Consider the following 11,111-nt stretch of genomic DNA (forward strand, 5'->3'; position numbering starts at 1 on the left):
ATCTGGACGCCATCGCCGACGAGCTAAACGACCGTCCCCGCGCCGTACTGGGATTCCTCACACCACGAGAAGTCTTCACCAAACGACTCAACGACAATGTTGCTACGACGGCTTGACACCGCCATCGGTATTGCACTGATCCTCCCCAAAATGAGGGCAGGCCTCGGCCAGGGCGGTTATGTGCAAATCTGCTATCTGACCGGTCGCCGTTCCAACCTGCTGTGGCTGGACGAGATCGAGCATTTACCGGAGTCAAATGCGTTGCCCTGCGACGACGCGGACGAACGTACGGACCTGGCTGGAAGGTTGGCGCGACTCGCGTATGGGATGGCAAGATACGCCTGCCGTCCTGACTGCAGCCATTAAGGTCCTGTTGGAAAATGGGCACAACAATTTTCGAAAATAATCTTTGAATCCTGTTCCGGCGGCCCGAACGTGGATTGCACTTAGGCGGTGCTGCAGACCCGGCTGTGCAACTGGGCTTCCACCCACCGTGCCAGCTCCAGGAGGCGCTCCTGGCCGTCGGCCCGCCCGATGAGCTGGACGCCCAGCGGCATTCCGTCGCCGTCGGAGAGCCCCGGGATGGTCACGACGGGGAGTCCCAGCAGTTGCCATGGCCTACTGAGAACGGGGCTTCCCGTGGAGGCGAGCCCGGCCGGGGCGGTTCCGAGGGCCGCCGGCGCGAGGACGGCGTCGTTTTCCTCCAGCAGCGACAACATGATCAGCCGTTGGGCTCGAGCATAATGCAGCGCAGCGTTCCGGTCGGCCGGGCTGGTGCATCGTCCCTGAGCGAGAAGCGCCGCCAGCGATTCGCTGAGCAGCTCGGGGTGCTCCGCCTCCGCGGCCAATTCGCGTGCGCTTTCATAGGCCATCACAGTCATGTGAGCCTCTACGAGCTGGGCAGCCTGCGTGGTCCATGGAAGCCTCGTCGCGCTGGCCCCGGAGCGAGACAAGGCGCCCACCGCACTCTCGAATCCCGCCAGCATGGCAGGGGATACGGCGCCCAGATTGGTGCCATCCCAGATCAACAGCCGGGGCGCCACGACACCGGCCAGCACCGGCATTCGGCTGGAACCGGCCAGGGCGGCGCGCGCCACGGCCAGATCCTCGACCGTTGATGTCACGAGGCCCAACGAATCAAGTGTGGGGCTGAGGCCAGCAATTCCGTCGGTGGGCAACGACGCGGCAGGGGACACATACCCGGCAACACCGCAGAACGCTGCTGGACGGGTCAGTGACGCTGCGGTCTGAGAACCCAGAGCTAAGGGCACCATACCGGCGCTGACCGCGGCCGCCGAACCGCTGGAGGATCCACCCGGGGTACACGCTAGGTCGTGCGGGTTGCCAGTGGGGCCGGGGGCAAAGTAAGCGAACTCGGTGGTTACCGATTTACCGACGACGACGGCCCCGGCGTTCTTGAGCCGTCTAACGAACCAGGCATCCACCGCTGGCCGGCGACCGGCTCTAGTGACGGAACCGCATTCGGTGGGCATGCCGGCGACGTCGATAATGTCCTTCACCCCAACGGGGATGCCATGAAGGAGTCCCTGCACCGGTCCGGCGTCGAGATGGGCCGCGGATGCCAAGGCCTGCTGCTCATCCAAATGAACCCAGGCACGGACATCGGCTTCAACCTCTGCAATCCTTTCAAAGCTTTGGCGGACTAGATCGACGGCGGTAGTTTCACCGGCCGAGATGGCACGGATTGCTCCGCTTAGGGACCAGGGCTGGACGTGGTTCATAGGACCTTCTGAGTGGTTTGAAGGGATCAGAATTGAGTATGGCGGGCGGCGGCGGGCGGACTTCGCGGACCTCAGGGTTGTGCTGAGCTTATCGCCAATGTTCATTGGAAGAGAACGGGTTTGTCAACGGATGACGAGTGGAACGTCAGGGGGTCCTTCGGATATCGAAGATGCACCCCGCAAATTCACTATTATTCGGGGTTGAACCTTGACATGTGTTCTGTGATAGAGAACACTGGGGTCGTAGGCGATTCCCACCAACATTTCTAGGAGACCTGTCATGCGCAGCCCGATTCCCGTCGATGAATTTGATGCCAGCTGTGGGTCCATTGATTCCGTCGTGGCACTTCCGCCGGAAACGTTTACGTCAGACGAGTTCCACAAGTTTGAAATGGAAGCAGTATTCGGGCACGAATGGTTCTGCATCGGCCGAGCCACTGATATCCCGAACAAGGGGGACTATTACACTCTGAACGTCGGCAACGAGCCGCTTCTGGTCACGCGCTTGGCAGACGGCTCCGTGCGGGTCCAGGCGAATGTCTGCCAGCACCGAGCTATGAAGGTGGCAGAAGGAAGCGGCAACGCCCGTCGCTTTAAGTGCCCGTATCATGCTTGGGTGTACGGACTCGACGGCAAATTGCAGTCCGCCCCGGATCTCAACGATTCCCCCTGCTTTGACAAGTCAAAGGTCGAACTGCCCGGGATCCGCAGCGCGGTGTGGGAAGGGTTCGTGTTCATTACCTTCGATCCGGACATCCCTCCGCTGGGCGAGCGTCTCGGCGTCCTGGGTTCCTACCTGAAGAATTGGGGAATGTCCGACCTGCGCTCGGCGTCCCCGCTTTCCTGGTTGGACATCCCGGTGAACTGGAAGATCTTCGGCGACGAGTGCTACCACTGCGCGCACCTGCACGCCAAGAGCTGGGGCCCGATGTACGAGACCACTAGCGAGCGGATCGACTACGACTCTGCGGCCAACGAGCCAGTCAAGGGCGTCATCGCCTATGATCTGATCAGCGAGGGTGAGGACTTCTCCCCCACCCGCACCGGGCGCACTCTGCAGCCGGTGCTCCCGGGCCTGACCACGGATGAACGTTCGCGCTTAGTCTATGTCACTGTCGCTCCGAACTTGCTCATCATTGCCATGCCAGACAAAGTCAAATACTTCATGTGGCTGCCGACAGGAACCACCTCCTCTGTCTTCGCGGCGACGTGGATGTACCCCGAATCCACGCTTGACAAGCCGGGCTTCACGGAAGAATGGGAGATGGAAGTTTCCGATCTCGGGCAGGTCATGGAAGAGGATATCTACGCGTGGACGACGGTCCAGGCTGGCATGTACTCCCGCAACGCCCCGCGTGGCCGCTATGCACCCTCCGAAGTTGTGCTCGTCCGCCTCAACGAGTGGTTGGTCCAGAAGTACCGGCAGGCCGACGTTGCAGCAGAGGCGACCGAACTGGTGTCAGCGGATGTCACGGCCTAACCACACCCAAAACGACTGCCAACTCCTGCACACCACTACATAAGGAAAAATTCCTCCATGACGCTTAAAAACATTGTTGTAACCGGTGGGTCGGGACGGGTCGGTCGATACGTCGTTGCCGAACTGGCGAAGAATTTTGATGTCACGAACGCCGATCTCGCCCCGGTAAGGGGCGGCGTGAACGGGGCACCCTCAGCCAGCGTTGAAGTTGAATATGTGGCCACCGACGTCATGGACCTGGACGCGGTTCGTCGCGCCACCAAGGGCGCGGATGCCGTTATTCACCTAGCGGCCATTGACTATGACTGGAAGGCCGCTCCAGAAAAATACATACGGGTCAACACGCTGGGGACTTGGAATGTGCTCCAGGCAGCATCGGAGAACGACCTGCAGAAAGTGGTGCTGTGTTCCAGTGTTTCGGCTTGCGGCCTCTCAGAAATGCGGTCCGATTGGCAGCCTCAAGCCCTGCAGGTCGATGAAACCCACGAGCTGCGACCGGTGCAGGCTTATAGCCTGAGCAAACAGATCATGGAAAACATGGGCCTGGCCGTGGCCCGCGGGACTACGATGGATGTGCTCTGCATCCGGCCCCTGGCCGTGGTGCTTCCTGAGGCGCTGGAGGAGTACACCAACTTCATCGACGACCCGAAGCTTCACTGGCTCTATTACTATATTGAAGCCCAAGACTTGGCCCGAGCGTTCCGGGCGGCCCTGGAAGTGAAGGACCTGAAGTTCGGCACGTTCTTTATCGGTGCCGAAGACACATCCCACCCAGAACCCACCTTGGACTGGTACCGGGAAAAGTTCGGCACGCTGCCGGAGATCTCCAATCCGCGCCTCTTCCAGACCAACAAACGTGCATCGATCTTCTCCTCGACGAAGGCTCGCGATTTGCTGGGCTGGGAGCCGAGCACGGATTTCATGAAAATGCGGGCAGAAGCCGGCATCTAGTCTGCGGTGACATATCTAATTCCTGAAAGCGAGCAAACCATGCCCGACGCAGTCCGTCACGGGGCCGTCGCCTGGACCGGCGACAATCCGTTCATCTACCTCAAGACCGATCCAGATAACGAATGGTCGTCCCTGTCCCTGTTCTTTCGGATCGCAGCCTCTCGGTTCGGCCCAGGTCGGTTGAGTCTGGTCATTGAGCAGCCTTACGAGGAAGGCACCACGGCCACCATCCGCCTTGCTTTGACAGACAATGAAAAGCTGGCGCGTTTCCTGATCAACGACTTCGTCGCAAAATTTGTGCTCTTCCGACCGAGCACTGCGCTTGAAGACGTCAAAATGGTCGCTGAGGCCGTTTTCAGCCAGCACCTTGCCGGCTCAGACTGGACCGAGACAGCGGACGCAATCAGCGACGGCGTCCAGCACACCATCGAACTCCGTTGGGAAGGACTGGGTGAGGCATTTGCAGTGGACGTGCCTGCGCCCGAATCCGGGACCGGGCTCCATGAGATGTTCGCGGTGTTCCGGATTGCTGACGGCGCCAGCGTGACCGTCGACGGCGCTCGGCTGCCGGGTACAACGGTGGAAAGGCCGTTCCTTAACGGTGCGGGGCAATCCGCAGGGATGGCCATCTCGGAAACCTGGGTGGAACAGTGAAGGACGCAGACCGGAACGCGGGCGCAGGCTTGCTTGGAGTGCGGCCGGCCTGGGTTGGTATGACGTTCCTGCGCGATCTCCTGGGCGCGAAAGTGGTCGCTTCCGACGGCCAACTGCTGCTGCACGCCGGCCCCGCATTCAATTCCTGGCAAACCGTTCCTGCACCCGTTCGGCACTCTATGGCCTTTGCCGCCATCTATGAGGGTTGGGCGCCGGACATTGATGCGGCGATGAGTCTGCTTGGCGCCGGCAAGGTGGAATTCGGCCCAGCCCAGGACCATGACATCGTGGTTCCGCTTGCGGGCGTCGTCTCGCCCTCTATGGCCTTGCATGTGGTGCAGGACCTGGCCGACGGCGAGGCTGGTGCGAAATTCCATGCGGTTGTTAATGAGGGTAATGTCCATGCACTCCGCCTCGGTTCTCTGGATCCGGACCTCCCAGACCACCACAGCTGGCTCAATGGGGCGTTCACGGACTGGATTGCCGGTCTATTCGAGACGCCGATTGACCTGGCGCCGCTGCTTCAACGTTCCTTGGAATTGGGCGACGACGGACACAGCAACTCAACGGCGGGTTCGCGGCTCTTAGCCGATGAGCTGCGGGCACGTGCTTCCACCACACCGCAGCGGGTCACCGAATTTTTGCAGGATTCGACGGCCTTTGCCCTGAACCTGTGGATGGCTGCTGCGGCCCTAAGCCTGCAGGCCGGTGCCGGCGTAACCGGGTCCACTCTGATTACCCGGGCCGGCGGAAACGGCGTGGACTTTGGAATCCAAGTATCCGGGCTGCCCGACCGGTGGTTCACCGTCCCCGCTACGCCGCCCATCGGGGATGTCCCGGACGTCTTTTCCGGGCTCCGGGCCACGGGTGCCATCGGCGACAGTGCAGTGGTCGACGTCGTCGGCCTTGGCGGAGCGGCCCTGAAGTGGGCGCCGTCTTCCGTGGAGCGGCTAGGCAGCCACCTGCCGGATCGGGCCTTGGAGCGCCCGGAACTGTTGCTGGCCGAACCCCATGGCCCGCTGGGAACACGGACAGCGCTGACGGCCGAGGCAGTGGTCCGTGAAGGACTGGCCCCGATCGTCCTGCTTGGCATGATCGAAAGTACTGGGCTGGAAGGCCGCATTGGCGGTGGTGCCTATGTGCCTCCCGTGACGCTTTTCCAAGCAGCACTGTCGGCCATCGAGATTGTTCCCGTAGCTGTCAGGGTCTGACTTAAAAGACCTCCGGCGGCCCAGCGGGCCAGGGGGTTGGATCCAGAGTCCAGGACCGCCGATCACCGGCTCTGGGACCTTCCGGCCCCGTTCTGAAACCGGGATCGGAACGGGGCACCCAGCGACAGATGTGTTTCGGCCATCGTTCCTCGCCCTACATTAGCGGTCGAATTCAAGGAGCACACCCCATGCTGTCAGGGGCAGCATGGGTGCCGCACTGCACCCATGCTCCCTGAGGCCGGGGTCAAGTCCAAATGGGCGAGGAACTGAAGACGTTGGACAGCCCGGCCATCTTTTATAAGTCCGGACGGACCTCGAATTTAGCGGCTTTCTTATACCGGCTGCTGGTGCGGTCCTAGGAACCAATGATCTGCCAGACTACTCGAACATGTCCAACAAATCCACTGGTTCGGCCTGACAGGGATCATCGGCAAGGCCTCCGTCAGCCTCAAAGAATAGCATCAGGATGGACAGATCGTTGTCGTCTATCACAACCCCGGGCACGAATCACCGCGCATGCTCAGCGCACCGGAGAAGACAAAAACGGGGCTGTCATAGTGGTGGTCCACCCGATATCGGAGGCCGGACTGCCTAGATTCGAGAAGCCCCAAACCGTCTGTGTCGTCGTCCCCGGCACTGGCTTGGCAGGTGACTTCCTGCAGATCCCGTCGGGGGAGATCGGAGCTCTTCCGGGGGTTGGGCAGGTTCCGGCTCGGGGAGCAGGAACCCGTCGGCGCCCCGCTGGAGGGAAGGCGACTTCGACACCACCTCTGTAAAAGGTTTTCACCACTTAGGGGTGAGACATATTTGGACGAACTGCGGGCAACTTCCTGGCAGGACAAATTGTTCGTGACCTGCCTGACAGAGCGCCAGATCCGTGCCCCGATGAGCACCTGCTCGAGTCCAAGGCGACGACTGTCTGTTGGGTGATGGGCGATTGCACCATGAGAGTCTTCGAGCGCAGGCCGGAGGAAGTCCACGACGCGCTTCAATTCGAATTCTCCGTCGACCTCCCGGCAATACGGCAAAGGTTTGGTAGCCGCAGTACAGGCGATGCGTAATAGCGGGGGTGCGTGTTCGTACCGCTTATAATTTGAGGCTGCGGAATGGATCAATAGTTTATTGGAGATGCCGAAGGAGCCAGTAAAGGCTAGGAGGACCACATCGGGATGTAGGCCCATGATTTCACCCACGACTCGGCCGGAGCCGGGAACCACATTGATCACGCCCGGCGACATCCCTGCGTCCATGTCCAGCTCTGTGCTCAGCGGCACGGTGAGGGGAGGACCGCTGGCCTCAGGCCTCCTGACGGTGATGATGGTATTAGGCCGTTGGCCGGCGTGACTCGCCTCCTGACTGACACCCTTCGGGGTTGTCCTTCGCATGATTCGTCCGCCGGCCGATGGCCTGCACCGAACGCGTTGGCCAGGCGGGCATGACTTAATAGGAGCCCGACCAGAGGTCCCATCACCGTCTTGTCTGCCCACCTGGCGAACGCGAGCCCACACTAACGGTTTGCGAGAGTCAGAGGAGCTCCTTCCATCATGACAAACGAGGACATGAAAGTCATTGCCGGTGTCGATACCCACGCCGACACCCATCACGTCGCCCTCATCAACGAGCACGGCAAACACCTCGCCGATAAGAAATTCCTGGCTTTCGGTTCCGGCTACCGGGAAATCGCCGAATACATCACCCAGTACGGTCCCGTCATCGCTGTCGGCATCGAGGGTACCGGCTCCTACGGGGCCGAACTGGCCCGGGTCCTGGCAAGGGACGGATTCATCGTCAAGGAGGTCAACCGGCCCAACCGCCAGGCCCGGCGCTTGCATGGCAAGTCCGACCCGCTCGATGCCTACCAGGCCGCCGAATCGGTACTGGCCGACCGTGGCGTCTCTACCCCGAAAACCCGGAACGGGTACGTCGAGGCACTACCGGTCCTGCGCACCGCACGCACCAGCGCGCTGAAGGCGCGCACCGCCGTGCTGACGCAGATCAGCGGCGTCCTGACCGCGGCACCGGAGACCGTGCGTGCCAAATACCGCGGCCAGACCAGCGAAGCCCGTGCCAAGGCCATGGCGGCCTCCCGCCCTGCCGGGGACATCACGGACCCCGCTGTTGCGACCGCCGTGACGCTCAAGCGCATGGGCGCCCGCTACCACTACCTCAACGCCGAAATCGACGAGACAGACGCCGAGCTGGCGCGTATCATCGCCGACCGCGCCCCGGCCCTGCTGGAGATCAACGGCGTCGCCACGGCCGTGGCGTCCCAGCTGCTGGTCACCATCGGCGACAACCCGGAACGCCTCACCACCGAAGCCCAGTTCGCTGCGCTGACCGGCACCGCGCCCATCCCCGCGTCCTCGGGCAAAACGACACGCCACCGGCTCTCCCGCGGCGGCGACAGGGCCGCGAACTCCGCCATCTACCGCATCGTGCTGGTCCGCATGTCCAAGGACCAGCGCACCCGCGACTACGTCGCCAAACGAACCGCCGAAGGCAAATCCAAAATGGAAATCATGCGGTGCCTCAAACGCTACGTCGCCCGAGAAATCTACCGCGTATTGCGCAACCCACGCCCAGCATCAGTGACCAACGACCTGCGCCCCCGCCGGCTCGCACTGCACCTCACCCAAGTCCAAGCCGCCCGGGAACTCGGAACCTGGCCCACCGCCATCTCACGCATCGAACGAGGCAAATCCCGCGACCAAGACGCCATTGCCCGCTACCGCAATTGGCTCGACCAACAACCCCAAAAATAGTAATTGACAAAGATAGGAGCATCATGGCTGTTGCTTAAGTGAGAGTCTTTCCCGTAATCTCGGTGTTTTTGTTTGGATGAAATCTGTTAATCCCATCCCAAATACGATATAATTTATGGAAGTATACTAGTCGTGCGGGAGGGGTGGGATGATGGCTTTGATGACTGCTCAACCGCCCCTGCCCATGGCTCCTACCGCCACCAGCTTGCTGGGTGCCGCCGTGTCCCTGGTGGAGAACGATGAGGGCGGAAAGGTCTTCATTCACGGCGAACTGGCCTATGTATGGGAGGCCGGAGATTCGGTGACTCGCCGCTTCGCAGCGGTGAGCTTGATGGAGCTCAAGGCAGCAGTTGCAGAGGACATTGCCAGGGTGTTCAAGGTTGGTGCGGTGACGTTGTATCGGTGGCGCAAGCAACTCACAGCGCAGGGCGTGGCCGGGCTCATCCTGGAACAACGCGGCCCGAAGTGTCCCTCACGCTTGAACGAAAAGGTCATTACCGAGATCGTTGTTTTGCGGGAGTCCGGCATGAGCCTGCAGGCCGTCGGAGACGCGGTGGGTGTTTCCGAGTTTAGTGTTCGCCGCGCCCTGGCGCTCACCAAGGAACGCGCCGACGCGGCTTAGTAGTGGCAGCGCCGACGGTTCCGGAACCCGTAAAACCAGCACCGGCACCGGACGCCGTGCAGCCGGCATTGTGGCAGGAAGACACCACCGAGTTACCGGTATTGCCGGCACCGGTGGCACGCCGTACCGAGCGTTCAGCTGCGCGGGCAGGCCAACTCGTCAGTGCGGCCCCGGTATTTGCCCCGGCCGGCAAAGTCCCCTTGGCTGGATTGTTCCTAGCCCTGCCCGCACTGGAACGCACCGGGCTACTGGAGTGTGCGAAAGAAGTCTTTGGCGCGTTGCCCGATGGTTTCTACGGACTCGAAACCATGCTCCTTGACGCTGTTCTACGCGCTCTCTTGGGGGAATCCAGGGCGGAGGGCGCCACCCGGATCAATGCCACCGATCTGGGACGGGTGTTGGGGTTGGATCGGGCCCCGGAAGTCAAAACAATCCGCCGCAAAACAGACATTATGGCCGATACCGGCAAAGCCGCCGAATTCCTGACAGCCCTGGCCAAGCGCCACCTCAACCCCACCAACGGCGCCCGCACTGAGGACGCTGACGGCGGTGGGCTTCTGGCTGTTTTGTATGTGGATGGCCATGTTCGCGCCTACCAAGGAAGCAAGAAGATCGGGAAGGTGCACTCCACCAGGTTGAAGTTCCCGACCCCGGCCACGGAGGAAACCTGGGTCTCTGATTCCCACGGCGCTCCGGTATTCGTCGTCATGGCAGAACCCGGCACAGCCCTGACCAAGGAACTACGCACCCTGCTACCCACCCTGCGGAACATCATCGGGGACGAGCGGCGGGTGTTGGTGGGCTTTGACCGGGGAGGCTGGTCACCAGCCCTCTTTCAGCATATGGAAGCCTCCGGTTTTGACGTGCTGACCTGGCGCAAAGGCAAAACCGGCGACATCCCCGAAACCCTGTTCGTTCAGGCCGCCCACACTGATGAGCACGGCGAAACACGGGCCTGGATAGCGGCCGACACGATCGTCGACCTGCCCCTGGCCGCCACGGCGACAACCGGTGAAGTGTTTCGCATGCGCCAGATCAGCAGGATCGTCCCCGCCCGAGGCGGAGCCACACGCCAAATCCACATCCTTACCACCAACGATGACATGTCGGCGGGTGAGGTGATCTATCGGATGGGATCACGCTGGCGGCAGGAAAACTACTTCCGCTACGCCCGCATGCACTTCGACCTTGACTCCCACGACACGTACGGCAGTACCGATGATGACCCGGCACGCTCCGTGCCGAACCCGGCGAAGAAAGAAGCTTACAAACAAGTCCTGACCGCCCGCGCCCACCACCACCACGTCGCGGCGGAGACGGATGCGGCGATGCTGGCCATGAAAACACCAGCCCAGGGTGCCGGGGACATCATCATCACCAATGCCATGCATAACGCGATCAACGCACCCCTCTTCACCGCTGAAGCTACTCTCGATGCGGCGGAGGCAGCACACCGGGCAATCCCTGCCCGGTTGCCGCTAGGCGAGCTTGCCCCCGGACAACAAATCCTTGATACCCAGGTCAAACTTCTCACGCACGGGATCCGGATGGCCGCATACAACACTGGAGCGTACCCGGTTTGATGGACGGGGTGGGGGTTGGTCCGGGTTCCCGACTGTAGGAGACTACTTTTATGGGTTCCACTCGCAGGAGCTTCACTGATGAATATAAGCGTGACGCGGTAGCGTT

The 11,111-nt window shown here is 61.5% G+C and carries 9 protein-coding genes and 1 pseudogene; 8 read left to right on the forward strand and 2 right to left on the reverse strand.

Features of this window, described 5'->3' with window-relative positions; translation table 11 throughout:
- A pseudogene (locus tag QMG52_RS22505) lies at positions 1 to 116 on the forward strand (IS30 family transposase); the annotation flags it as partial.
- Between the two features lie 330 nt (positions 117 to 446).
- On the opposite strand, the gene QMG52_RS20705 reads toward QMG52_RS22505, so the two are convergent.
- Positions 447 to 1,742, reverse strand: coding sequence for an amidase (locus QMG52_RS20705; RefSeq protein ID WP_283562306.1), 1,296 nt, complete (start codon positions 1,740 to 1,742; stop codon positions 447 to 449).
- A 280-nt stretch (positions 1,743 to 2,022) separates the two neighbouring features.
- Between QMG52_RS20705 and QMG52_RS20710 the strand changes: the two genes are divergently transcribed.
- Genes QMG52_RS20710 through QMG52_RS20725 form a run of 4 tightly spaced genes read left to right on the forward strand, consistent with a single transcriptional unit; the run spans position 2,023 to position 6,038 of the window.
- Positions 2,023 to 3,222: an aromatic ring-hydroxylating oxygenase subunit alpha gene (locus tag QMG52_RS20710; protein WP_283562307.1), complete on the forward strand. Its 1,200-nt coding sequence runs from the start codon at positions 2,023 to 2,025 to the stop codon at positions 3,220 to 3,222.
- A 57-nt stretch (positions 3,223 to 3,279) separates the two neighbouring features.
- Positions 3,280 to 4,173, forward strand: a complete 894-nt coding sequence (locus tag QMG52_RS20715; RefSeq protein WP_283562308.1) for an NAD-dependent epimerase/dehydratase family protein — start codon at positions 3,280 to 3,282, stop codon at positions 4,171 to 4,173.
- A 39-nt stretch (positions 4,174 to 4,212) separates the two neighbouring features.
- Complete coding sequence (locus QMG52_RS20720; protein WP_283562309.1) at positions 4,213 to 4,827, forward strand: hypothetical protein; 615 nt, start codon at positions 4,213 to 4,215, stop codon at positions 4,825 to 4,827.
- Positions 4,824 to 6,038, forward strand: a complete 1,215-nt coding sequence (locus QMG52_RS20725; protein WP_283562310.1) for an oxamate carbamoyltransferase subunit AllG family protein — start codon at positions 4,824 to 4,826, stop codon at positions 6,036 to 6,038. The genes QMG52_RS20720 and QMG52_RS20725 overlap by 4 nt, the downstream gene beginning before the upstream one ends.
- 488 nt (positions 6,039 to 6,526) lie before the next feature.
- Here QMG52_RS20725 and QMG52_RS22510 read toward each other — a convergent pair whose 3' ends face one another.
- Positions 6,527 to 7,639, reverse strand: a complete 1,113-nt coding sequence (locus QMG52_RS22510) for an aldehyde dehydrogenase family protein (protein WP_502920587.1) — start codon at positions 7,637 to 7,639, stop codon at positions 6,527 to 6,529.
- On the opposite strand from QMG52_RS22510, the gene QMG52_RS20730 reads away from it, so the two are divergent.
- The 3 genes from QMG52_RS20730 to QMG52_RS20740 all read left to right on the forward strand — a co-directional run bounded on the left by QMG52_RS20730 (position 7,583) and on the right by QMG52_RS20740 (position 11,005).
- Complete coding sequence (locus QMG52_RS20730; protein WP_283562311.1) at positions 7,583 to 8,800, forward strand: IS110 family RNA-guided transposase; 1,218 nt, start codon at positions 7,583 to 7,585, stop codon at positions 8,798 to 8,800. The genes QMG52_RS22510 and QMG52_RS20730 overlap by 57 nt on opposite strands.
- Positions 8,801 to 8,960: 160 nt before the next feature.
- Positions 8,961 to 9,422: a hypothetical protein gene (locus tag QMG52_RS20735; protein WP_283562312.1), complete on the forward strand. Its 462-nt coding sequence runs from the start codon at positions 8,961 to 8,963 to the stop codon at positions 9,420 to 9,422.
- Between the two features lie 2 nt (positions 9,423 to 9,424).
- On the forward strand, positions 9,425 to 11,005 hold the full coding sequence (locus tag QMG52_RS20740) for a putative transposase (protein WP_283562313.1): 1,581 nt from the start codon (positions 9,425 to 9,427) through the stop codon (positions 11,003 to 11,005).
- Positions 11,006 to 11,111: the final 106 nt, after the last annotated feature.

Source organism: Paenarthrobacter sp. PH39-S1 (assembly GCF_030063245.1).
GTDB lineage: Bacteria > Actinomycetota > Actinomycetes > Actinomycetales > Micrococcaceae > Arthrobacter_M.

What these genes read in the sequence shown, in the direction of transcription:
- QMG52_RS20705 (WP_283562306.1), bottom strand. Translation starts at nt 1,742, where the DNA reads ATGAACCACGTCCAGCCCTGGTCCCTAAGCGGAGCAATCCGTGCCATC.
- QMG52_RS20710 (WP_283562307.1), top strand. Translation starts at nt 2,023, where the DNA reads ATGCGCAGCCCGATTCCCGTCGATGAATTTGATGCCAGCTGTGGGTCC.
- QMG52_RS20715 (WP_283562308.1), top strand. Translation starts at nt 3,280, where the DNA reads ATGACGCTTAAAAACATTGTTGTAACCGGTGGGTCGGGACGGGTCGGT.
- QMG52_RS20720 (WP_283562309.1), top strand. Translation starts at nt 4,213, where the DNA reads ATGCCCGACGCAGTCCGTCACGGGGCCGTCGCCTGGACCGGCGACAAT.
- QMG52_RS20730 (WP_283562311.1), top strand. Translation starts at nt 7,583, where the DNA reads ATGACAAACGAGGACATGAAAGTCATTGCCGGTGTCGATACCCACGCC.
- QMG52_RS22510 (WP_502920587.1), bottom strand. Translation starts at nt 7,639, where the DNA reads ATGGGTGTCGGCGTGGGTATCGACACCGGCAATGACTTTCATGTCCTC.
- QMG52_RS20735 (WP_283562312.1), top strand. Translation starts at nt 8,961, where the DNA reads ATGACTGCTCAACCGCCCCTGCCCATGGCTCCTACCGCCACCAGCTTG.